Source organism: Pseudomonas sp. Irchel s3a18, from assembly GCF_900187535.1.
Classification (GTDB): Bacteria; Pseudomonadota; Gammaproteobacteria; order Pseudomonadales; family Pseudomonadaceae; genus Aquipseudomonas.
Genome location: NZ_FYDV01000004.1, coordinates 211,875 through 235,505, shown reverse-complemented (window position 1 = coordinate 235,505; position 23,631 = coordinate 211,875). Strand labels below are relative to the sequence as shown.

Genomic DNA, 23,631 nt, shown 5'->3' with positions numbered 1-23,631 from the left:
AACTTAGCGACCGCGAACCGCTTGTTCCAGCTCGGCGAAGCTCGGACGGTGCGACGGGTACAGCACCTTGCGCCCAAACTCCACCGCCAGCGATGGCGGCATGCCGGAAGCCGAAGCCACCAGCGAGGCCTTGATGGCTTCGTAGACGTTCAGTTCTTCCTTGGCATCATGGGCCAGGGAATGGGCCAGCGGGCCGAAGAAACCGTAGGCCGCGAGAATACCGAAGAAGGTCCCCACCAGCGCCGCACCCACGTGCAGACCGATGGACTTCTGGTCGCCCTCGCCCAGGGAAGCCATGGTCACCACAATCCCCAGGACCGCCGCGACAATACCGAAGCCGGGCATGGCGTCAGCGATACCGTTGACCGCATGGGAAGGATGTTCCAGGCTTTCCTTGAGGTTGTACAACTCCATGTCGAACAGGCCTTCAAGCTCATGGGGAGCCATGTTGCCGGAGGACATGATGCGCAAGTAATCGCAGATGAACGCGGTCATGCGCTCATCTTTGAGCACCGTCGGGTACTTGGCAAAAATCGGACTGGCCGCGGCATCTTCGATATCGCCCTCAATCGCCATCATGCCTTCACGGCGGCTCTTGTTGAGGATCTCGTAAATCAGGCCCAGCACCTCCAGGTAGAAGGCGTGCGTAAAGCGCGTGCTGAACATGCTCAAGGACTTCTTGAACACGTGCATGGTCATGTAGCCGGGGTTGGCCTGCAGGAATGCCCCCAAGGCCGCACCACCGATGATCATCACCTCGAAGGGCTGGATCAGGGCGGCAATCTTGCCGTGGGAAAGCACGTATCCGCCGAGCACGCTCGCGAATACGACGATGATGCCGATAATTTTAGCCATAGATAGAAGGTACTTACTTAAGTCGGGTTCAAGGTCATATTCGGAAGGTAAAAAATCTCTTCTTCTACTTATCGGCAAAACTGCGCCAGACTGTAGCCCGTTATGGCGAAAAGCCAATTTGGCCCATTCCGGGCGTGTTTGAAGTCAATGATGATCGCGCCCAACCATGGCTAACGAAACGAACGTTCCAACTGCGAAACCGACCACACTCCAAGGCTGGGTCAAGCTGCTCGATAGCGTGACCTTGCCCGTGCCGCAAGCCAGTCACGATCGCGTTTGCACCGCCATCGGCAACAACCGCAGCTCGTTGCGCGACATCGCCGAGCTGATGCAAGACAGCCCGGCCCTGGCTTTGAGCGTCATTCGCGAGGCCAACCGCCACACCCACGGCAGCCTGACCGAGCCCTGCGAAAACCTTGAGGTGGCGATCACTCGCCTGGGCCTCAAACGCACGGAAGAACTGCTCGCCCGCCTGCCTGCAGTGCCCGGCAACCAAATCCCGCCAGCCCTGCGGCAGCTGCAACTGATCAGCCAGCACGCCACCCAGCAGGCCAACGGTTTTTTTGCCAGTCGCCTGGCACGGCTGTGGCAGGACATTCACTGGGGCAGTTTATTGTTCCTGTCCCCTTTGTGGCCTTTGGCGCTCAGTTATCCACAACTGCTGGAAGACTGGGAGCTGAGGGTTATCCACAAGGGGGAGCCAGCCCATAAGGTCGAGAAAGAACTGTTCGGGGTACGCCTGCTCGAACTCTGCCAGGCACTGGTAGATGTCTGGCGCCTGCCTGTCTGGGTTGCGCAAGGCTATCGCCTGTTGCTGAGCGAACAACGGGAACTGGCGAAGGTGCTGCACATCGCCCGTGACGCGGACCATCCGTTGCGCCAGCAGAATCGCCTGGACGACGATCCGACCCTGCGCCGCTGGCTCAACCAACCTGCCAATACAGTGCTACTGGCCAACGGCCTGGCGCTGTCGGCCCAACATACCTGGGACGGTCCCCACAGCTTGCGCTGGCAGTTCCTGACCAGCCTCTACCTGCAGATGCCGATGGATGAGTTGCAACAGCAACTGCACCAACAGGCCGCGCAAAGTGCCCGTCACCATGCCATGCCAGATCTCTGGCACCCCGCCGAGGCCCTGCTCTGGCCCTGGGGCGATCGCCGCCTGCACCGCGGGCTGCGTGCAGCTGACGCGCCGTCTGCCGAAGACCTGGTGAAATGGCGCCGGCAATGTGCCGAACTGCTCCATGAACCCAGCCGTTTCACCAACGCCTTGCACCTGACCACCTGCGCCCGCGATGCACTGGCGGCCTGTGGCATGCGTCGGGTCGTGCTATTGATGGTGGATCGCAGCCAGACCAGTCTGCGCGTCCACCAGATGGTTGGCCTGCCCAAGGAAACCGCGACCCTGACCCTGCAAGTCAGCCAGAGCAGTGTCCTGCAAAAACTGCTGGCCCAGCCGGCACAATTGCGCCTGACACCCGCCAACCATGCCCAGTTCTCGGCCCTGCTGCCGGGCAGCCTGCGCACGTTGTTCGGCGGCGAACACCTGCTGCTGCGCTCGCTGGCCAACCATGGCCGGGTCATCATGCTGGTGGTCGCGGATCAGGGCGGAGGGCCCTTTTCGGACATCAGCCTGCAAGCGTTCGGCAAAACCGTGCAGTGCATCGAAAAGGCCCTGCACAGCTTTAGCAACCGCGGCCAATAGCCGTTGCGCTACAATCCTCCCCTTTTGTGCTCTGGAGACCTCACATGTCTGACTTCTCTGGCTTGCCGCTGGTGATCGAGCCGAGCGACTTGCTCCCTCGCCTCGACGCCCGCGAACTGATTCTGGTGGACTTGACCAGTCCCGCCCGCTACGCCGAAGGGCACATTCCCGGCGCGCGCTTTGTCGATCCGAAACGCACGCAACTCGGCCAGGCCCCCGCCCCGGGGCTGATGCCCCCGCAGGCAGCACTCGAAACGCTGTTTGGTGAGCTGGGACACAACCCCGATGCGGTCTACGTGGTGTATGACGATGAAGGCGGCGGTTGGGCCGGACGCTTCATCTGGCTGCTGGATGTCATCGGCCACGGCAAGTACCACTATGTCGACGGCGGCCTGACGGCCTGGCTGGCGGAAGGTCTGCCCATGTCGATCCAGATCCCGCCACCTGTGGGTGGCCCGGTTCCACTGACCTTGCATGACGAGCCCACGGCGACCCGTGAGTACCTGCAAAGCCGTCTCGGCGCCGCCGACTTGGCCATCTGGGATGCCCGTGGCCCCCTGGAGTACTCTGGCGAGAAAGTGCTGGCGGCCAAGGGCGGGCACATTCCCGGCGCGATCAACTTCGAATGGACTGCCGGCATGGATCAGGCGCGCAACCTGCGCATTCGTACCGACATGCCGCAAATCCTCGAACAGCTCGGGATCAGCAAAGACAAAGAAGTGATCACCCACTGCCAGACCCACCACCGCTCTGGCTTTACCTATCTGGTGGCCAAGGCGCTCGGTTATCCGCGGGTCAAGGGCTACGCCGGTTCATGGGGTGAATGGGGCAACCACCCCGACACGCCTGTTGAGATTCAAGGTTCTTAAGGACAGTCAATGAAAAAGCGTTTGTTTATCCTCAGTCAGTACCTGCTGCCCCATCACCTGCTGTCGCGCCTGGCCGGCTGCATTGCCGAGTGCCGCGTGCGCTGGTTCAAGAATGCCTTCACCGCGTGGTTCGCCAAGCGCTACCAGGTGGACATGTCGCAGGCACTGGTCGAAGACCTGACCGCCTACGAACACTTCAACGCGTTCTTCACCCGCGCCTTGAAAGACGGCGCGCGTCCCCTGGACCAGACCCCGGGCGCGATCCTCAGCCCGGCAGACGGCGCGGTCAGCCAGCTTGGCCCGATCGAGCACGGTCGGGTGTTCCAGGCCAAGGGCCACAGCTTCAGCGTACTGGAACTGCTCGGCGGTGATGCCGCCAATGCCGCGCCCTTCATGGGTGGCGATTTCGCGACCATCTACCTGTCGCCCAAGGACTACCACCGCGTGCACATGCCGCTGGCCGGCACCCTGCGGGAAATGGTCTACATCCCGGGCCGGATCTTCTCGGTCAACCAGACCACCGCTGAAAACGTTCCAGAGCTGTTCGCCCGCAATGAGCGTGTTGCCTGCATTTTCGACACCGAACGCGGCCCAATGGCCGTGGTATTGGTGGGTGCGATGATCGTCGCCTCCATCGAGACCGTCTGGGCCGGCCTGGTGACGCCACCCAAGCGCGAGCTGAAAACTTTCCGCTACGACGAAGCCGCCCGTGCGCCGATCCACCTGGAAAAAGGGGCCGAACTGGGTCGCTTCAAGCTGGGTTCGACAGCTGTCGTCTTGTTTGGTCCAGACCAGATCCAGTGGGCTGAAGACCTGGCGGCCGGCTCGCCGGTGACAATGGGCCAGGGTCTCGGCTCACCGAAAGCCTGATCTCTGTGCATAAAAAAGCGCCGCTGATAGCGGCGTTTTTTTTGCATTCGATTCGCCTCAGAGTTGACCGTCGCGATCGCGCAAGCCCAGCAGATACAGCACCCCATCCAGCCCCAGGGTCGAAATGGCCTGCTTGGCCGACTGCTTGACCAGCGGCTTGGCGCGGAAGGCGACGCCCAGGCCCGCAATCGCCAGCATGGGCAAGTCGTTGGCACCGTCACCGACCGCGATGGTCTGCTCCAGGCGCAAACCTTCCTTGTGGGCCAGTTCACGCAGCAGATCGGCCTTGCGCTGGGCATCGACAATCGGTTCGACCGCCACGCCCGTCACTTTACCGTCGACCACTTCCAGTTCGTTGGCGAACACGTAGTCGATGCCCAGTTTGGCTTGCAGTTGCTTGGCGAAGTAGGTGAAACCGCCCGACAGAATCGCGGTTTTGTAACCCAGGCGCTTGAGTTCGGCGAACAGGGTTTCTGCGCCCTCGGTCAGGCGCAGGGAGGCACCGATCGAGTCCAGCACGCTGACATCCAGGCCTTGCAGCAACGCCAGGCGTTCTTTGAAGCTGGCACGGAAATCCAGCTCGCCCGCCATGGCCCGCTCGGTGATTTCCGAGACCTGGTCACCCACACCGGCCGCCTTGGCCAGTTCGTCGATGACTTCGGCTTCGATCAGCGTCGAGTCCATGTCGAACACCGCCAGACGACGGTTGCGGCGAAACAGCGAATCTTCCTGGAAGGCGATGTCGACGCTCAACTCCTGAGCCACGCTGAGGAATTCGGCACGCAGGGCTTGCGGATCCGCGGCCTCACCACGCACGGAGAACTCGATGCAGCCCTTGCCCTTGTCGGCCGGGGTGTCCAGAGGCATGCGCCCGGACAAACGATCGATATGGTCGATGTTCAATCCGTACTTGGCAGTGATCGAGCTCACGCGCTGCAATTGCTCGGCGGTCACTTTGCGTGTCAGCAAGGTCACGATATGGCGCTTTTTGCCCTGCGCGCCGACCCATTGCTGGTAATCCTCTTCGGAAACCGGCGTGAAACGCACCTGCTGATCCAGCTCGTATGCCTTGAACAGGATGTCCTTGAGCACCGAAGAACCCTGTTTGGTATCAGGAATATCGACCAGGATGCCAAACGACAAGGTGTCGTGGATCACCGCCTGGCCGATGTCGAGAATGTTCACACCACCCTGGGCCAGTACACCGGTAATGGCCGTAGTCAGACCCGGACGGTCGACTCCCGTGATGTTTATCAGGACGATTTCGCGCAAGGCGCACCCCCGCAAGTGGAAAAAAACCGCATTCTACCCACATTCAGTGACCATCGGGCACAGCCAGCGCTTTGCCGGTCTGGGGGCTATCGCTATACTGCGCCTCAACTTCACGGACAAAAGAGCCGAGCTCAGTGAACCGGCCAACGCCAGTCAAAACCGACAACTTCTTTCTGCTGATCTTCCGGGCACTGCGCCACCGCCGTGTACCGATTGCATTGCGCATTGCCAGCCATAACGTGATCCTGGTCGCATTGGCCCTGGTGATCTACGCCTGCGTGATGGGTCTGCAGTTCAAACAGGCCATGCACGAGCAGGCCGATGCCCTGGGCCAGAGCCTGACCACGCAGACGGCGACGTCAGCCACCGAGCTGTTGGTGTCCAACGACATCCTCAGCCTCAATGTGCTGCTGAACAACCTGACCAAGAACCCATTGGTGGCCCACGCGGCTATTTATAGCGTGGACAACCGGATTCTCGCCGAGGCCGGGCAACGTCCCAAGCATGGCTTGCTGGGCGAAGCCCAAGGCATGTACGAGAGCAAGATCACCTTCCAGGACGTGACCGCCGGCCAATTGCGCATCAGCCTGGACATGGATCAGTTCGAACAGCCGATGACCATCAGCCTGCAAAGCATGGGCATTCTCAGCGCCATCCTGCTGGCCTTGTCCCTGGCGTTGAGCCTGCGTCTGGGCCGGCACATCTCCACGCCACTGCTGCAACTGCGCGTGTGGCTGCGTGATATCGACGAACACACCCCGGCCACTCAGCGCCAGGATGAAATCGGCGACCTGGCCCGCCAGCTGCACAGCAGCTTCGCGCCAGAGCCGGTGGAGCCAGAACCGGCGCCCGAGCCTGACGTCGACGATGAAGACGACACCGACGAAGCCGAACCCGGTTTTGAAGTACGCAACCTGCGCGACCCGAGCTTCGACGAGAGCGCACCCGTGACAGGCGTGAAAGCCGCACCACGGCATCGGGTAAAAGCCGAAGAAGACGAATCGGACGAAGAAGACCCGTTCGCCGACCTTCGCGACAGCGATGCGACCGTTGCACCCGCCAAGCCGCAGCCCAAGCCTGCTGCTCCAGCCGCGCCACAGCACAGTGCCGTACTGGCCGTGCAACTGGGCGCTCAGGATCAACTGCGCCGGTTGCCGCGCACTCGCCTGACCGAACTGCTGGATCGCTACCGCGACTGCCTGGATCAGGCTGCCTCGCTGTATGAAAGCGAGCTGCACACCCTGAACGACGGCAGCACGCTGATGTTGTTCCACACTCAGGACAGCGGCGACGACTACCTGACCAATGCCATCTGCTGCGGTGAGTTGCTGCGTGCCCTGGGCCACCAACTGCAGATCGAGGTCGCTGACAGCGGCATCACCCTGCAATTGCAGCTGGGCCTGACCCTGGGTGACGAGCTGTTCGGCCTCAGCCAGATCGACCTGTTGCTGACCGAAACCGCCCAGGACGCCCTTGCCCTGTCCCAGCACAGCCGCAACCTGCTGCTGGTGGAGCGCAAGATCAGCGACGACGTGCTGATCCGCCAACGCGCACGGATCCGCCCGATCGCCAGCCCGGAAGGTGCCTGCTGCGTCGAGCGCTTGATGGAGCCGTATCCCTCGATGCTCGAGCGCCAGCTGGCCCGCATGCACGAGACCAGCACCAAAAGCTGAGCCTGACCGGTAACAACAAAAGCCCGCCGATGAGTGATCATCCGCGGGCTTTTTGCTGCCTGCCCCCGATACCTTCGCCGGTAAGCGGCGCGCCGCCCAACCAGCTTGCATGCCTAAACGTTAAGGGGACGAGAGCAGCAAACACATGTCTGTGGCGAGGGAGCTTGCTCCCGCTGGTCGGTCCGCGTTCGGGCGCAGCAGCCCCCGATAAGCCCACCAAGGACTTTCTGAAAGACCACCATCGCCTTGTCAGGACCGCTTCGATCCTCAACGGCTGCTTGCTCCCTCGCCACAGAGCCTGATCGCTCAGGCTTGATGGCACGAAAAAGCCCGCACTCGGCGGGCTTTGTCTGCAGCATCGAGCTTAGAAGCGGAACACTTCCATGTCGGTGCGGATCGGCGAAGCCATCGGGATCTTCGGCTGCTTCTCCGGCTCAGCCGGTGCGGTCGGTTTTTCCCGCGCAGGTTTGCTGCGCGGCGCATCGGCAATCGGCGGCTGGTTGGCCAACGGCTTGAGAGCCACCGACAACTGCTCGGCCAGGCGTTGCAACAACACGCCCTGAGCCTGCACCTGAGCCGCAGTACCACCGGCATGCTGCTCTTGCAGGTGAACGATACGGTTATCGCGCACCTGGCCGCGACGATCGATCAGTCGCCACTGAGCGTCGAGAATCGCCGGTTGCGACTCACCCGAGTCCAGGCGCGTAATCGACAGCAGCACCTGCACGTCGGGGGCAAAGCCCTGCGTTGCCGGTGCCAGGACTACGCGCTGGCTGTCCAGGCGACCGGCCACTTGCCGCAGCAGCAACTGATTGATATCAGAAGACAGGCTGCCCGCCCAACGACCATCGGTGGACGCTTGCAGGCTGCCGTCGGCTTGACGCTGCAACAGGGTTTCACGTTGCAGGTAATCAGCAATCAGAACCGGACCCAGCAACACCGCCATGCCGGCGCTTTGCGCAGGCTGAGCAGGGCTGCCGCTGTCCAGTTGATACAGCGACACCGGCTGGTGAACGCTGCAACCCGCCAGGCCAAGAACGCCAGCGAGCAACAAAAAAAGAGGAAGGCGCAGAACAGTCATCATCCCATCCAGGTGGCGGCCACACGGCCGCTCACAGTGAAAAATACTCTAACAATATGACGAACGCTCGACCACGCCGGCGCTTGAAAGGCCATATCATCCGTGAATATGCCGTTCGACTCCAGCGCGAAAGTACCGATCTACGCGTTAAATCATAGATTGAGCGCCCTAAGGCACTTAATCCAGAGCTTCTACCAACAACGCATCCACCCGCTGGAAGCCCCGTGGCAGCTTATTGCCTCGACGTCCACGTTCACCCTTGTAGTGCTCCAGGTCATCGGCCTTCAGCGACAGCGTGCGTTTACCGGCCTGCAACACCAGCGTCGCACCTTCCGGCAACACCGCGATATCGGTGACGTACTCCTCGCGACTGGCTACACGTTCGCCGGAGATACCAATGATTTTGTTGCCTTTGCCCTTGCCCAACTGTGGCAGGTCGCTGATTTTGAAAATCAGCAGGCGGCCTTCGGTGGTCACCGAGGCCAGCCAGTTCTGCTCACGATCAGCGACCGGGCGCGGCAGGATCACCTTGGCGTTGTTCGGCAGGCTCAACAGCGCCTTGCCGGCCTTGTTCTTGGCTTGCAGGTCTTCACCCTTGACCACGAACCCGTAACCGGCGTCGGAGGCAATGACGTAGAGGCCATCGTCCTCAGGCATCAGCACGCATTCGAAGGTTGCCCCGGGCGGCGGTGTCAGGCGACCGGTCAGCGGCTCACCCTGGCCACGGGCCGAAGGCAAGGTGTGGGCCGGCACCGAGTAGCTACGGCCGGTGGAGTCGATAAACACCGCGAACTGGTTGGAACGACCGGCAGCCGCCGTCTTGAAACCATCCCCAGCCTTGTAGGAAAGGCCCGTGGCGTCGATGTCGTGCCCCTTGGCCGAACGCACCCAGCCTTTTTCCGACAGAACGACTGTCACTTTTTCGTTCGGCAGCAGATCGTGCTCGGTCAACGCCTTGGCTTCGGCGCGCTCGACAATCGGCGAGCGACGGTCGTCGCCATAGGTTTCGGCATCCTTGATCAGCTCACTGCGCACCAGCTTCTTGAGCTTGGCCTCACTGCCCAGCAGCGCCTGCAGCTTGGCTTGCTCCTTGAGCAACTCGTCCTGCTCGTCGCGCAGCTTCATCTCTTCCAGGCGTGCCAACTGACGCAAGCGGGTATCGAGGATGTAGTCGGCCTGGATCTCGCTCAGGGCAAAACGCTCGATCAGCTTGGCTTTCGGGTGTTCCTCGGTACGGATGATGTGGATCACTTCATCCAGGTTGAGGTAGGCGATCAACAAACCGTCCAACAGGTGCAGGCGACGCTCGACCTTGTCCAGGCGGAACTGCAGGCGACGACGGACCGTCTGAACCCGGAACTCCAGCCACTCGACCAACAGCGCGCGCAGGTTTTTCAGCTGCGGCTTGCCGTCCAGGCCGATGATGTTGATGTTCACCCGGTAGGTGGACTCAAGCTCGGTGCTGGCGAACAAATGCTGCATCAACGCTTCGTGATCGACCCGGCTGTTGACCGGGATGATCACGATCCGGCATGGGTTTTCGTGATCGGACTCGTCGCGCAAGTCGGCGATTTGCGGGGCCTTGGACGGCTTGGCCTGCATCATGGCGGCAATCTGCTCGAGCACCTTGGCGCCGGAGACCTGATGAGGCAGCGCAGTGACGATGATGTCGCCGTCTTCGACGTGGTAAACGGCGCGCATGCGCACCGAACCACGACCGGTTTCGTAGATTTTCAGCAGGTCTGCGCGCGGCGTGATGATTTCCGCTTCGGTCGGATAGTCCGGGCCCTGGATGTGCTCACAGAGTTGTTCGACCGTGGCTTTTGGCTCATCGAGCAAACGCACGCAGGCGGTCGCGACTTCCCGCAGGTTGTGCGGCGGAACGTCGGTGGCCATGCCCACGGCAATGCCGGTGGTGCCGTTGAGCAGGATATTCGGCAAACGTGCCGGCAGTACCAGCGGCTCGTCGAGCGTACCGTCGAAATTCGGCCCCCAGTCCGCGGTGCCCTGGCCCAGCTCGCTGAGCAGCACTTCGGAATAACGCGACAGGCGCGCCTCGGTGTAACGCATGGCGGCGAAGGATTTCGGATCGTCCGGCGCACCCCAGTTACCCTGACCGTCCACCAGTGTGTAGCGGTAGCTGAATGGCTGGGCCATCAACACCATGGCTTCGTAGCAGGCCGAGTCGCCGTGGGGGTGAAACTTGCCGAGCACGTCACCGACGGTACGCGCGGATTTCTTGTGCTTGGAATCGGCGTCCAGCCCCAACTCGCTCATCGCATAGATGATGCGCCGCTGTACCGGTTTCAGGCCGTCGCCGATGTGCGGCAAGGCCCGGTCCATGATCACGTACATGGAGTAGTTGAGGTAGGCATTTTCGGTGAAGTCAGCCAGCGATCGGCGTTCTACGCCATCTAAGCTGTCTGCAAGGATATCGCTCATGCGGGCCTCATCAATTCGTTGTCTGGCGCAGCAGCATGGTGCCGCCGCGCTGGGTAAATTCAAGTTGTTTCAGGGCGCTCATGCCCAGCAGCACTTGCTCGCCGCCCAGGCCTGGCGCCACCAGGGCACGTACATCGTGCAGGACGATGTCGCCCAGTTTCAGTTGTTCAAGGCGGGTCCGGTAACCCTGGCTGCGACCGTTGGCCGTGCTCAGGGTGACCGGCGCCCCTTTTTCCAGCTTCAGGCGCTCGGCCAGCCTGGACGGGATCGACACATCGGTCGCCCCGGTATCGAGCATGAAATTCACCGGTTGGCCGTTGATCTGGCCATCGGCAACGAAATGCCCCTGGCCATTGCTGACCAGTTTCACTTCGATAAAACCGTCACCCTGTTGCGAGCTGACCTGGGTGTTGGGGTTTTCCAGGCGCTGCTCCCAGGCCCCGAAGAACCGCGTTGCCAGAAACAGCCCGGCGCACCAGGCCAGCACCAGCAGTACTCGACCGGCGCGCTTGCCCGGAGCCTGCTGAGTCATGGCCGGGCGCTCCAGCCGCCTTGCGGCGCGGCAAAGCGCCAGACAATCGGCCTGAATTCACCATCGGCGCGAGCTCCGTTGTTGTTGTCGATGCCGACCCAGGCACCGTCGGCGTCGACCACCAGGGCCTCGGCAAGGCCATAGGCCTGTGGATAACGGCGATGAGCCTGCAAGGCTTGCTCGGCAAACGACCAACATTGCTCGACCTTGGCACTCACTGCATCGCGACGACAAATTTCGAAGGCGTTGCGCTCCAGCGTGAATAGCTTACCGTCGAACCACGACAGGTCGGCAAAGTCCCGGGGAACCGGCTTTGCATTGGGGAACTGCTCCGGTTGCATTTGCATACCCGCCTCACTCAGCAGCACGCACCCTCCGTCGCAATCCCAGACCGATTGCTGGCGCTTGATCCGTAGCAGCCCGCGCCGTTCCCGCTCGGCCGCCAGCCATAACTGACTGCCTTCAGGGTCGACGGCAATGCCTTCGAACAACGCATTGAAGCGCAGTAACATCCCGCTGGCCCGCGCTTCGCGGATCATGCTCGGGGAGATTTTCAGCCACTGGGCAGGCCCCGTCACAGGGACTTGCAACACCGCTGCATGAGACTCGCTGACGATGTAGCGATTGCCCGCCTGATCGCAGGTGATCCCTTCAAAATCCAGATCACCACCACGAATGAACGACGCCGCCCAGGCCCGCGAACTCAGCCCCCAGGGCAAGCCGCTTTCAGGTACCGGCGGCACATCGATGGGCACGGCTTCAGCCTGCCAGACGTTCTGGCGGGTATCGAGGCGGTAGATCTGCTCGTCGTCGCGATCAGACACCGTCCACAGGTCGCCACCACATTGTGCCAGTCCCGACAGGTTACCGCCGCGCATGCCTTGCACGGCATGCTCGGACAACAGTGTCAGTTCAGGCGCCGGCTGCGCGAACACCGCGCTGGCCAGGAACAGTAACGCAAGGGCGAAACCGCTCCGCATCAAGCCAGAACCTCGGCCAGGTTGCCCTTGGATTCCAGCCAGGACTTGCGATCGCCGGCGCGTTTTTTCGCCAGCAGCATGTCCATCATTTCCGACGTGGCCTCGAAATCATCCAGTGTCAGCTGGACCAGACGACGCGTATTCGGGTCCATGGTGGTTTCGCGCAACTGCGGCGGGTTCATCTCGCCCAGGCCCTTGAATCGGGTGACCTGCGGCTTGCCGCGCTTCTTCTCGGCCACCAGGCGGTCAAGAATACCGTCGCGTTCGGCTTCATCGAGGGCGTAGTAAATCTCTTTGCCCAGGTCGATACGGTACAGCGGCGGCATCGCCACGTAGACGTGACCGGCATCCACCAACGGGCGGAAGTGCTGGACGAACAAGGCGCAGAGCAGGGTTGCAATGTGCAGACCGTCGGAGTCGGCGTCGGCGAGGATGCAGATCTTGCCGTAGCGCAGCTGGCTCATATCCGCCGCGCCCGGATCGACACCGATGGCCACGGCGATGTTGTGCACTTCCTGGCTGGCCAGCACTTCGCTGCCGTCAACTTCCCAGGTGTTGAGGATCTTGCCGCGCAACGGCAGGATCGCCTGGAACTCCTTGTCCCGCGCCTGCTTGGCCGAACCACCGGCGGAATCACCCTCCACCAGGAACAGCTCGGAGCGCATCGGGTCCTGCCCGGCACAATCGGCAAGCTTGCCCGGCAACGCCGGCCCCTGGGTAATGCGCTTGCGCTCGACCTTCTTGCTCGCCTTCAGACGACGACCGGCGTTGTTGATCGCCAGCTCCGCCAGCAACATGCCAGTCTCGGGGTGAGCGTTGAGCCACAGGCTGAAGGCGTCCTTGACCACACCCGAGACAAACGCCGCCGCTTCACGGGACGACAGGCGCTCCTTGGTCTGGCCGGAGAATTGCGGTTCCTGCATCTTCATCGACAGCACGAAAGCAATGCGCTCCCAGACGTCTTCCGGCGCCAGCTTCACACCACGGGGCAGAAGGCTGCGGAACTCACAGAATTCGCGCATGGCATCGAGCAAGCCCTGGCGCAGGCCGTTGACGTGGGTACCGCCCTGGGCTGTCGGGATCAGGTTGACGTAGCTTTCCTGCACACTGTCGCCGCCTTCCGGCAACCACAACAGTGCCCAGTCGACGGCTTCCTTGTTACCGGCCAGGCTGCCGCAGAACGGCTCATCCGGCAGGCGCTCGAACTCGCTGACCGCATCGACCAGGTAGGAGCGCAGGCCGTCTTCGTAATGCCACTCGACCTTTTCGCCGGTGCCTTTGTCTTCAAAGCTGACCAGCAACCCCGGGCACAACACGGCCTTGGCCTTGAGCACATGCTTGAGGCGGCTGATGGAGAATTTCGGCGAGTCGAAGTATTTCGGGTCCGGCGCGAAAAACACGCTGGTGCCGGTGTTGCGCTTGCCAACGGTGCCGATCACTTCCAGCTCGGTGGCTTTGTAGCCATCGGCGAAGGTCATCTGGTACTCGTTGCCGTCACGCTTGACGCGCACACGCACCTGGGTCGACAACGCGTTGACCACCGAAATACCCACCCCGTGCAAACCGCCGGAGAACTGGTAGTTCTTGTTGGAGAACTTGCCGCCCGCATGGAGCTTGGTGAGGATCAGCTCGACGCCCGAAACGCCTTCTTCCGGGTGGATGTCCACCGGCATGCCGCGGCCGTCATCGCTGACTTCCAGGGAGTGGTCGGCGTGAAGGATGACCTGCACCGATTTGGCGTGCCCGGCCAAGGCTTCGTCGACACTGTTATCGATGACTTCCTGGGCGAGGTGGTTCGGCCGACTGGTGTCGGTGTACATGCCGGGGCGTTTACGCACCGGGTCGAGGCCCGAGAGGACTTCGATGGCGTCTGCGTTATAAGAGCTAGCGCTGGGAGTGGCCATGGGGTCTCGTCGTCTGTCGTTCATGAAAATAGGGGCAAGGATTCACAGTGCCGTGAAATCAATCGCCTGGTACACATCTGCGCCAATGCCGGCAAAACTCAACAGCGCCGGCAATCGCCCGGCAAAACCCTGGAAACCATGGTCGCCGCCGGCCTGGATGCGCAAGGCACAGGCTCGGTAATACTGCTGGGCGAGGCGGTAGTCCAGCGTTTCGTCGCCAGTCTGCAACCACACCTGATACCGCTGCGGATCCTGGAGGCACGGCACATCAAGCTCGGCCAGGGCCGTCACATGATCGTGGGTCAACTCCCAAGTCTCTTCGGTATACAGGTTTTTCTGTGTCCCCAGGTACCCGTCGAACATCCGGTGCGGGCTGACCGCCGGGTTGATCAACAAGGCCTTGAGGCCGTGGCGCTCAGCCAGGTGAGTGGCATAGTAGCCGCCGAGTGAGCTGCCGACCAGCAGTGGCCGCCCCAGCTCGGCAATCGCCCGCTCCAGCTGACCGATGGCCTCGCGCGGGTGGTGATGCAAAGCCGGAACCCGCAACCGATCCCCCAGCCCGAGCCGCTCTATCACACCCACCAGCTGACAGGCCTTTTTCGACGAAGGAGCGCTATTGAAACCGTGGATATAAAGGATCGAACCCGACATGCAAGCACCCTGTACGGTGAGGTGAAGTGCCGCAGTTTACAGGGAGTCGAGCGGGGTTGGGGGTCTGGCATGGATCAAAATGAAAGCGCCCCCCCGCCGAACACGACATCACCAGGAGAAAACAACCGCCAGTCGGAGCGTCAGCACCGGCAAGCCAGCACACCACAAAACCACCCCGCTCTCTCCGCTCTCTCCTCTCTCCTCTCTCCCACCTGCCACCAGCCACCAGCCAACTCCCACCACTCAACAGGCCGAGCGTTAGCTCGCCTGCCGCCCTTGATCTTGCTTTGGCTTTGGCTTTTGATCCACCCGCCCCTTCGGGAGGCTGAGCGCAGGTATTCATCCGGGGATTGGCGCGCAGCGCCGTTCGACGCAGTCGAACTCATTGCATGGAGGTCGTCGCGCAGCAGACCGGAGGGCAATGCCCCCGGATGGATGCCGGAGCGAAGGAACCCCGAGCCTAGGCGAGGGGCCGGACGCTCGGGGCGAAGCGTTTTTTTGCTTACTTTTTTTAGGCGCCTGTAAAAAAAGTGAGTCGCCGTCGGGCGAAACCATAAGTCGCCATGACCGCAGCAACGGATATGTACACCGCACCTGCAAGAGAATGGCCGGCCACCAGACAGCCTTCGCGGGTAAGCCCGCTCCCACAGGCGTACACCAGCAAGAGACAAATCGACTATCAGACCCGAGGAAGCACTCAGTAACCGTTAGACCCGTAATCCACCTGAAACTCAAACCCGCTCACCCGCTCCACCCCGGTCTCAAGCCCCCCATCCGGCAACAACCGCAACCACCGATAACCCGGCGCCAGGGTATCGACCTTGAAATCCTCACTGCGCGGCTCGAACTGGATACAGGTCGACGGCGATGCAATCAAACGCACCCCGTTGCGTAACTGATCGATTTCCTGATGCACATGCCCCCACAACACCGCACGCACCTGCGTAAAACGATCAAGCACGGCAAACAACGCCTCCGGATTACGCAAACCGATCGGCTCCATCCAGGCACACCCAATGGACACCGGATGATGGTGAAAACACACCAGATGATGACGCTGCGGCGCCTCGCTCAAGGCCCGGGCCAGCAACTGCAACTGCTCGTCCTGCAAGTAACCGGGCACCGACCCCGGTACAGCGGAATCCAGCAAGGTAATCCGCCAGTTGCCAATGTCCACCACCGGCTCCAGAAAAGCACTCTGCACCGCCGCCTGGGCCATGATGTGCGGCTCGTCGTGATTACCCGGAATCCAGCGCGCCGGGGCATCGATTTGCCCGCTCATCTGGCGAAACTGCTGGTACGACTCCAGGGTGCCGTCCTGGGACAGGTCACCGCTGGCAATCACCAGGTCAATCCGTGATTGCTGCGCCAACGCCAGCTCGATGACCTGCTGCAGGCTGTCGCGCGTATTCATGCCCAACAGCGTTCCGTCAGCTTCGGCAAACAGGTGGCTGTCAGAAAGCTGCACCAACAGCACGGGGTCACTGGCATTCAGAGTGGATACGCTCGGCAAGGCGTTCTCCCGGGGCGTGGACAGGGATTGGGATGGAGGGGGCAATTATGCTGGGGCAATCGTGAAAGAGGAAACCTGTGAACCGGACACAGTTCACATCTGCTGCTTAACGCACCACTTCGTATTCGTGCCCGCACGCCAGGCAATGGCTCAGCCATTCGCCAAGGAAGACGTTGAGCTGGGCCTTTTCGTCCGGTTGGTGCATCAACGCATTGGGGTAAGGATAGATGCCCCGAAAGCGCCGCGCATGCTCGGCGCTGATGACCTCGGCCATGCGCGCATCGTGATAGACCTGGACTTCCAGCTGCGGCACCGGCAACCACGGCAGGCTGTGCTCCTGACGCACGCGCAAGGTCGTGGTGTACGGACAAGCCCGCAACACCTCCAGCGTCAGCACACCCAGCATCTGGTCGCCCTGGGTCATGGCAATGCGCCGGGCCCCTGGCTGGTTGCGCATGTCCGGCAGCAAGCGCAGCAACCGGGCATAGTTGGCCTCGCAGGCGCTTTGCAGCCCCACAAGGTCGACCCGATATCGGTCGCGCTGTTTGATTACGACCATAGCCCCCTCACTTCAACGCGGTTCAAAGCCAGCCATTGCAAGGCAATAATGCTCGCCGCGTTGGAAATCCGCCCATCACGCACGGCCTGCAGGGAATCTTCAAAGTCCCAGGCCGTGACGCGAATATCTTCTGCCTCCTCTACCAGCCCGTGCAGGCCACCCGCCTCGCTACTGTCACAACGCCCCAGATACAAATGCACGTATTCGGTACTGCCGCCCGGCGATGGAAAGTAGTTGAGCATCGGCCACAGCGCAGTGAACTCAAGCCCAGCTTCCTCCTGCGCTTCGCGGTGAGCAACTTCTTCTGGTAGTTCGTCCTTGTCGATCAGACCGGCGACCAGTTCGATCAACCAGGGATTGTCAGTCTTGCCCAGCGCCCCCACGCGAAACTGCTCGATCAGCACCACCTCATCACGCTGCGGATCGTAAGGCAGCACGCACACGGCATCATGACGAACGAACAGCTCGCGATTGATTTCACGGCTCATGCCGCCAGCGAACAGCTCATGACGCAGGTGCACACGATCGAGCTGGTAGAAGCCCTTATGGCAGCTCTCAGTGCGCACAACGTCTACGGAGGTCGGGGTGGCCTTGGCAAAATCAGTCATAACAATCCTCGTCTACTGCAAAATCCGTCCGAGGCTGCCCCCAGTCTTCGCGCCATCCTAACGCGCCCGTCACGTTTGATGCAGCCCCTTTGAGGTCGCCGGGATAGACGGCAGGGGGGCAAACCAACTCTAATTGACACTATTGAGCTTAGTGGCGAACTGACTGCGCCGCTGACAGTCGAAGCCGGTAACTTTTGCCTACCCCTGATTCATGAAGGACGCCCATGTCACTTTTGAAAATCGCCTCCGTGGCCTGTATCGCCCTGACCCTGGGCGCCTGTCAAAGCCTGTTCCAGCCAAGCTACAAGGCACCGCTGGAAACCCTGCGCGACACCGCCGAAACCATCAAGCCAGGTTGCACGGCCGCCGACTGCCCGCTGGTGAACATCGATACCGTGCGCTTTCCGGGTGAGCCGCAACTGGATGGCATCATCGAAAAACGCTTGCTGCAAATGACCCGCACCTCACCCGACGCCCCGTTGCCAGCCTCGCTCAACACCTATCGCGACCAGTTTTTGCGTGACGCCGGCCCACGCCACAGCAGCTACCTGCAAGCCAAGGTACGGGAGCAGCATGACGGCTTGGTGATCATTGAGTTGTCCAGCTACCTGGACACCGGGACCGCCCACGGCACGCCGGGTCGCGGCTTCATCAATTATTCGCGCCAGGAGCACAAGGTCCTGAATCTGTCTGACATGCTGCGGCCCGGACAGGAAGAGGCATTCTGGAAAGCTGCCCAGGTGGCGCATAACAGCTGGCTGATCAGCACCCGGCTCGATCAGGAGCCGGAATTCATGAAAGCCTGGCCGTTCAAGAAAACCCAGAATGTGGCCTTGACCACCGCCGGGGTGATGCTCAAGTACGACGTGACCACGATTGCGCCTTACGCGCTGGGCCACGTCGAACTGAAGATCCCTTACTCGCGCCTGGGTGGGATCCTCAAGCCTGAGCTGGTTCCCGCCCGTCCGTAACGACACGCCCCAGCAGCAGCTGGAGCAGCCCTGCCAGTATCAACGCCGGCAGGGTTGCGCCGATTTCAGGGTAGAGATTGGCCAGCAGATGATACGTGCTCACACCGCCCAGCCAGGCCAGCAGGCTCGTCCCGCGCAAGGCCGATGACGCCACTTGGGCACTGCGCTTGCGCAGAATGAAGTGATCCACCAGTACGACGCCAAACAGCGGCGCGAACACCGAACCGATCAACAGCAGGAAGTTCTGGTACTGGGCCAGCGGTGCCAGCAGGGCGATCAAGGTGCAGATCACCCCGATGGCCAGGGCCAGGTGTTCGACTTTCAGGCGCAACAGAATCCCACTGGAAACCGCTGCCGAGTGAATGTCGGCAAAGGCGTTTTCGGACTCGTCGAGCAGGATCAACAACAGCGGAATCCCCAGGCCCGCACCGGCCAGCGCCAGCAGCAAGGCGTTGACTTCGCCGCTCGGCGCAAAGGCCAGGGTGTAGGCCACGCCCAGGCTCATCAGCCAGAAGTTACCGATAAAGAAGCCAAGCGCGGTGCCGCCGAAGACGTTTTTTGCCCGCTTGCCGAAGCGCGAGTAGTCGGCGATCAGCGGCAACCACGACAACGGCATGGCGATGGCGATGTCAAAACCCACGGCGAACGGCATCGAACCGTCACCGGCCTGTGCCCATAGCGCAGCCAGGTCGGCTTTGGCGAACAGGTTCCAGGTCAGCCAGATACACGCGGCCAGCAGCAGCCAGATCCCCCACTTGCGCAGCACTTTGCGCACGAAGGTCAACGGACCACTGACTGCCAGCAACGTGGCCAGTGCGCCGAAGAACAGCGTCCACAACAGCGGGTTCGACCACAGGCTGCCTTCGCTGAACGCCCGGGCTCCCAACAGGCTCGCCGCGTCGCGCATGACGATGATTTCGAACGAACCCCAGCCGATCAGCTGCAACAGGTTCAACAGCGCCGGCAGGCTCGCACCGCGAGTACCGAGGCTGAGTTTGAGCGCGGCCATCGACGACAGGCCGGTGTCGCTGCCAATTACGCCAACCGCCGCCAGCAGCAACACGCCAACCAGCGTGCCAAGGAAAATCGCCAGCAATGAACCGGACAGGCCCAGGCCGGGCGCGAGCAAGGCACCGGTCTGCAGCACCATCAGGCCGATACCAAGGGAAAACCACAGGGAGAACAGATCGCGACCGCCGAAGACTCGTTTGTCAGTGGGCACCGCGATGTCGGGTGAATACGTGCTGGGTTGAATGCTCAAGGGTGTTATCTCGAAATGGGGCAGCGACAAGCTTTAAGCGGCAAGCTACAAGTTGAAGCATCGATGGATGCCTGCTTCTTCTTGTAGCTTGCCGCTTTCGGCTTAGATTTTTTTATACAGCTGACTGCCTTCCTTCTTGAACCGCTCGGCCTGCTCCGCCAGGCCTTGGGCGACGTCCACGTCGACGGTATCGATCCGCTGGTTGGCCGCGTATTCGCGAACTTCCTGAGTGATCTTCATCGAGCAGAATTTCGGCCCGCACATGGAGCAGAAATGCGCGACCTTAGCCGAGTCCTTCGGCAGGGTTTCGTCGTGATACGAACGCGCGGTGTCAGGGTCCAGGCCCAGGTTGAACTGGTCTTCCCAACGGAACTCGAATCGCGCCTTGCTCAAGGCGTTGTCGCGGATCTGCGCCCCCGGATGCCCCTTGGCCAAGTCGGCGGCGTGCGCGGCAATCTTGTAGGTGATGATCCCGGTCTTCACGTCATCCTTGTTCGGCAGGCCCAAGTGCTCCTTGGGCGTGACGTAGCAGAGCATGGCGCAACCGAACCAGCCGATCATCGCCGCACCGATACCGGAGGTGATGTGATCGTAACCCGGAGCGATGTCGGTGGTCAGCGGGCCGAGGGTATAGAACGGCGCCTCGTCGCAGCACTCCAGCTGCTTGTCCATGTTCTCTTTGATCAACTGCATCGGCACGTGGCCAGGGCCTTCGATCATGCACTGTACGTCGTGCTTCCAGGCGATCTTGGTCAGCTCGCCGAGGGTTTCCAGCTCACCGAACTGCGCTTCGTCGTTGGCGTCGGCAATCGACCCCGGACGCAGGCCATCGCCCAGCGAGAAGCTGACGTCGTAGGCCTTCATGATTTCGCAGATTTCATCGAAATGGGTGTAGAGGAAGTTTTCTTTGTGGTGCGCCAGGCACCACTTGGCCATGATCGAACCACCGCGGGAAACGATGCCAGTCACGCGCTTGGCGGTCATCGGCACATAACGCAGCAACACGCCGGCGTGGATGGTGAAGTAGTCGACGCCTTGCTCGGCCTGTTCGATCAGCGTGTCGCGGAACAGCTCCCAGGTCAGGTCTTCGGCCACGCCGTTGACCTTCTCCAGCGCCTGGTAGATCGGCACGGTACCGATTGGCACCGGCGAGTTGCGGATGATCCACTCGCGGGTTTCGTGAATGTGCTTGCCGGTGGACAGGTCCATGACCGTGTCCGACCCCCAGCGGATGCCCCAGGTCAGTTTCGCCACTTCTTCTTCGATGGACGAACCCAGTGCGCTGTTGCCGATGTTGCCGTTGATCTTCACCAGGAAGTTACGGCCGATGATCATCGGTTCCAGTTCGACGTGGTTGATGTTGGCCGGGATGATCGCGCGGCCACGAGCGATTTCCTCGCGAACGAATTCGGCGGTGATCTCTTTCGGAATGCTGGCGCCAAAGCTGTGGCCGGCGTGTTGCTGCTTCAGCAGACCCGCGGCACGGGCCTCTTGCAGCTTCATGTTCTCGCGGATGGCGACGTATTCCATCTCGGCGGTGATGATGCCTTTGCGCGCGTAGTGCATCTGGCTGACGTTGGCACCGGCCTTGGCCCGACGCGGGTTGTTCACATGGGCGAAGCGCAGCTTGGTCAGCTCGGCATCCGCCAGGCGCTCTTGACCAAAGTTCGAGCTCAGGCCGGGCAGTCGCTCTGTGTCGCCACGGTCGTCGATCCACGCCGAACGCACATCGCCCAGGCCTTTGCGCACGTCGATCACCACATTGGGATCGGTGTACGGGCCGGACGTGTCGTACACGGTAACCGGTGCGTTGATCTCGCCGCCGAAGTCGGTGGGGGTCACGTCCAGGGTGATTTCGCGCATGGGCACGCGAATGTCCGGGCGCGAACCCTGGACATAGATCTTTTGCGAGCGGGTAAAGGGCTGAACCGACTGCTCATCGACCTTGGCCGAGTCACTGAGGTTGGTCGCATTTTTTGGTTTTATCGTCATCACGGGCTCTCCAGACAGCATCCAGGCAGTGGATTGTCGGAGCAGAACCTGAGAGGCACGGACGCACCAGAAATGGTGCTGTGCTTCGTCACGCACAGGAACGTTCGATTGTCGAACAATATCCCGGACGAAGCACAAGAGGACTCGCCGGGTGACGAGAAATCTTGTTCCCTACGCAGGCGCTAACCTGATCAGGTTCAACGGGATCCGAAATTATTCGATCTCAGCCTCATAGCAAGGCACCCCGACAAGAACCCGGCCAGTCTAGACACAACCGGCAAAGAACGCCAACCCCTGTGTAAACAGCGTGATGAATGGCGCAATTGCCGCATTTGTAACAAGAACATGCACTACTGCACTCACAACCCCGCACGTTACCTTGACGCTGTAATGCTAGCGCCGTAAGTTTGGGCGCCTGAATTCTCGTCGTAATATCACTGCTAGGGATCGCCTCATGCTGCGAAAACTCTCACTGGCGCTCGCCGTGTCATGTGCGTCCAATGGAATGGTCTGGGCAGCGCAAGCATCCCTGGCGACCAACACCGACCTGGTGAGCGTCTATCAAGAGGCGGTCAACAACAACGCCGACCTGGCCGCGGCCCGCGCTCAATACGGCGCGCAAAAGGAAGTCGTGCCCCAGGCCCGCGCTGGCCTGCTGCCGAACCTGTCGGGTGGCGCAGAAATCGCCAACGTGCGCACCGACATCGACGCACCGTCGGCCATCGCCAACCGTAGTGCTCACGTCTACCAGGCCACACTGGCCCAGCCATTGTTCCGCGCCGACCGCTGGTTCCAATTCCAGGCGGCCAAGGACGTCAATGAACAGGCGGCGCTGCAACTGTCGGCCACCGAGCAGAACCTGATCCTGCAAACCGCCGAGAACTACTTCAACGTACTGCGCACCCAGGACAACCTGGCGTCGACCAAAGCGGAAGAAGCCGCGTTCAAACGCCAACTGGACCAGTCCAACGAGCGTTTCGATGTGGGCCTGTCGGACAAGACCGACGTGCTGCAATCGCAAGCCAGTTATGACACCGCCCGCGCCAACCGAATCCTGGCCCAGCTCCAGGTGGATGACGCGTTCGAAGCGCTGGTCACCCTGACCAACCGTGAGTACAACTCGATTCAGGGCATCGTCCACACCTTGCCGATCCTGCCGCCGGCGCCTAACGACGCCAAAGCCTGGGTCGACACCGCCGCGCAACAGAACCTTAACCTGCTGGCCAGCAACTACGCGGTGAACGCGGCCGAAGAAACCCTCAAGCAGCGCAAGGCCGGCCATGCGCCGACAGTCGACGCGGTGGCGCAGTACAAGAAAGGCGACAACGACGCATTGGGCTTCAGCAACCCGAGCGCCTTTGGCCAGCCGTACAGTGGCGACGTCTCGCAGACCTCGGTCGGCCTGCAGTTGAACATTCCGATCTACAGCGGCGGGCTGACCAGCTCCCAGGTGCGCCAATCCTATTCACAGCTGGAACAGAGCGAACAGCAACGCGAATCCCTGCGTCGACAAGTGGTGGAAAACACCCGCGACCTGCATCGCGCCGTCAATAGCGACGTCGAGCAGGTGCAGGCGCGCCGCCAGTCGATCATCTCCAACCAGAGTGCGGTGGAAGCCACGGAAATCGGTTATCAGGTGGGTACACGCAATATCGTTGACGTGCTCGACGCCCAGCGTCAGCTGTACACCTCGGTGCGCAACTATAACAACAGCCGCTACGACTATATCCTCGACAACCTGCGCCTGAAACAGGCCGCAGGCACCTTAAGCCCCGGCGATCTGCAAGACCTCAAGCGCTACCTCAAGGCCGACTACAACCCGGACAAGGACTTCCTGCCACCGGACCTGGCCAAGGCCGCGGCGGAACAGCTGAAAGCCCGCCCTTGAGGCAC

At 61.4% G+C, this 23,631-nt stretch carries 19 protein-coding genes and 1 riboswitch; of the genes, 6 read left to right on the top strand and 13 right to left on the bottom strand.

Annotated features, from left to right (window positions below; all coding sequences use genetic code 11):
* Positions 1-3: 3 nt before the first annotated feature.
* Positions 4-855 carry a flagellar motor stator protein MotA gene (gene motA, locus CKW29_RS08230; protein WP_095078132.1) on the bottom strand — a complete coding sequence of 284 codons (852 nt, stop codon included), beginning with the start codon at positions 853-855 and terminating at the stop codon, positions 4-6.
* A gap of 166 nt (positions 856-1,021) precedes the next feature.
* Between motA and CKW29_RS08225 the strand changes: the two genes are divergently transcribed.
* From CKW29_RS08225 to asd, 3 genes are read left to right on the top strand one after another with little or no spacing between them, the layout of a single operon-like run.
* Positions 1,022-2,560 carry an HDOD domain-containing protein gene (locus CKW29_RS08225; RefSeq protein ID WP_095144730.1) on the top strand — a complete coding sequence of 513 codons (1,539 nt, stop codon included), beginning with the start codon at positions 1,022-1,024 and terminating at the stop codon, positions 2,558-2,560.
* 44 nt (positions 2,561-2,604) lie between these two features.
* Positions 2,605-3,429 (top strand): thiosulfate sulfurtransferase, encoded by an 825-nt coding sequence (gene rhdA, locus CKW29_RS08220; protein ID WP_095144729.1) that lies wholly within the window; start codon positions 2,605-2,607, stop codon positions 3,427-3,429.
* Between the two features lie 9 nt (positions 3,430-3,438).
* Positions 3,439-4,299, top strand: coding sequence for an archaetidylserine decarboxylase (gene asd / locus CKW29_RS08215; protein WP_095144728.1), 861 nt, complete (start codon positions 3,439-3,441; stop codon positions 4,297-4,299).
* 57 nt (positions 4,300-4,356) lie between these two features.
* On the opposite strand, the gene serB is transcribed toward asd, so the two are convergent.
* Complete coding sequence (gene serB / locus CKW29_RS08210) at positions 4,357-5,571, bottom strand: phosphoserine phosphatase SerB (RefSeq protein ID WP_095144727.1); 1,215 nt, start codon at positions 5,569-5,571, stop codon at positions 4,357-4,359.
* Between the two features lie 134 nt (positions 5,572-5,705).
* Here serB and CKW29_RS08205 point away from each other — a divergent pair, with 134 nt between their 5' ends.
* Positions 5,706-7,244, top strand: coding sequence for an AhpA/YtjB family protein (locus CKW29_RS08205; protein WP_095144726.1), 1,539 nt, complete (start codon positions 5,706-5,708; stop codon positions 7,242-7,244).
* Between the two features lie 364 nt (positions 7,245-7,608).
* Here CKW29_RS08205 and CKW29_RS08200 read toward each other — a convergent pair whose 3' ends face one another.
* The 9 genes from CKW29_RS08200 to CKW29_RS08155 form a co-directional block, all read right to left on the bottom strand.
* A complete protein-coding gene (locus CKW29_RS08200) occupies positions 7,609-8,325 on the bottom strand; it encodes a membrane integrity-associated transporter subunit PqiC (protein ID WP_095148271.1) in 717 nt (238 codons plus the stop codon).
* A 177-nt stretch (positions 8,326-8,502) separates the two neighbouring features.
* Positions 8,503-10,767: a DNA topoisomerase IV subunit A gene (parC, locus tag CKW29_RS08195; RefSeq protein WP_095148270.1), complete on the bottom strand. Its 2,265-nt coding sequence runs from the start codon at positions 10,765-10,767 to the stop codon at positions 8,503-8,505.
* 10 nt (positions 10,768-10,777) lie between these two features.
* Positions 10,778-11,299: a TIGR02281 family clan AA aspartic protease gene (locus tag CKW29_RS08190; protein ID WP_095144723.1), complete on the bottom strand. Its 522-nt coding sequence runs from the start codon at positions 11,297-11,299 to the stop codon at positions 10,778-10,780.
* Positions 11,296-12,279 (bottom strand): esterase-like activity of phytase family protein, encoded by a 984-nt coding sequence (locus CKW29_RS08185; protein WP_095148269.1) that lies wholly within the window; start codon positions 12,277-12,279, stop codon positions 11,296-11,298. The genes CKW29_RS08190 and CKW29_RS08185 overlap by 4 nt, the downstream gene beginning before the upstream one ends.
* Positions 12,279-14,183 (bottom strand): DNA topoisomerase IV subunit B, encoded by a 1,905-nt coding sequence (gene parE, locus CKW29_RS08180; protein ID WP_095148268.1) that lies wholly within the window; start codon positions 14,181-14,183, stop codon positions 12,279-12,281. The genes CKW29_RS08185 and parE overlap by 1 nt, the downstream gene beginning before the upstream one ends.
* A gap of 42 nt (positions 14,184-14,225) precedes the next feature.
* Positions 14,226-14,834: a YqiA/YcfP family alpha/beta fold hydrolase gene (locus CKW29_RS08175; protein ID WP_095148267.1), complete on the bottom strand. Its 609-nt coding sequence runs from the start codon at positions 14,832-14,834 to the stop codon at positions 14,226-14,228.
* Positions 14,835-15,531: 697 nt separating this feature from the next.
* Entirely contained in the window at positions 15,532-16,347 is an 816-nt protein-coding gene (cpdA, locus tag CKW29_RS08165; protein ID WP_095144719.1) for a 3',5'-cyclic-AMP phosphodiesterase, read from the bottom strand.
* A gap of 106 nt (positions 16,348-16,453) precedes the next feature.
* Positions 16,454-16,906, bottom strand: coding sequence for a DUF1249 domain-containing protein (locus CKW29_RS08160; protein WP_095078119.1), 453 nt, complete (start codon positions 16,904-16,906; stop codon positions 16,454-16,456).
* Positions 16,897-17,514, bottom strand: a complete 618-nt coding sequence (locus CKW29_RS08155; protein WP_095144718.1) for an NUDIX domain-containing protein — start codon at positions 17,512-17,514, stop codon at positions 16,897-16,899. Before CKW29_RS08155 ends, CKW29_RS08160 begins: the two co-directional genes overlap by 10 nt.
* 224 nt (positions 17,515-17,738) lie before the next feature.
* Here CKW29_RS08155 and CKW29_RS08150 point away from each other — a divergent pair, with 224 nt between their 5' ends.
* Positions 17,739-18,485 carry an RsiV family protein gene (locus CKW29_RS08150; RefSeq protein ID WP_095144717.1) on the top strand — a complete coding sequence of 249 codons (747 nt, stop codon included), beginning with the start codon at positions 17,739-17,741 and terminating at the stop codon, positions 18,483-18,485.
* Here the strand turns inward: CKW29_RS08150 and cytX are convergent.
* Together cytX and thiC are read right to left on the bottom strand one after the other, a co-directional pair.
* Positions 18,454-19,746, bottom strand: coding sequence for a putative hydroxymethylpyrimidine transporter CytX (gene cytX / locus CKW29_RS08145; RefSeq protein WP_095148266.1), 1,293 nt, complete (start codon positions 19,744-19,746; stop codon positions 18,454-18,456). The genes CKW29_RS08150 and cytX overlap by 32 nt on opposite strands.
* A 102-nt stretch (positions 19,747-19,848) precedes the next feature.
* Complete coding sequence (gene thiC, locus CKW29_RS08140) at positions 19,849-21,738, bottom strand: phosphomethylpyrimidine synthase ThiC (RefSeq protein ID WP_095144715.1); 1,890 nt, start codon at positions 21,736-21,738, stop codon at positions 19,849-19,851.
* Positions 21,739-21,889: 151 nt separating this feature from the next.
* A riboswitch (TPP riboswitch) is annotated at positions 21,890-21,995 on the bottom strand.
* A 197-nt stretch (positions 21,996-22,192) separates the two neighbouring features.
* Between thiC and CKW29_RS08135 the strand changes: the two genes are divergently transcribed.
* Entirely contained in the window at positions 22,193-23,626 is a 1,434-nt protein-coding gene (locus CKW29_RS08135) for a TolC family outer membrane protein (protein WP_095144714.1), read from the top strand.
* Positions 23,627-23,631 lie beyond the last annotated feature (5 nt).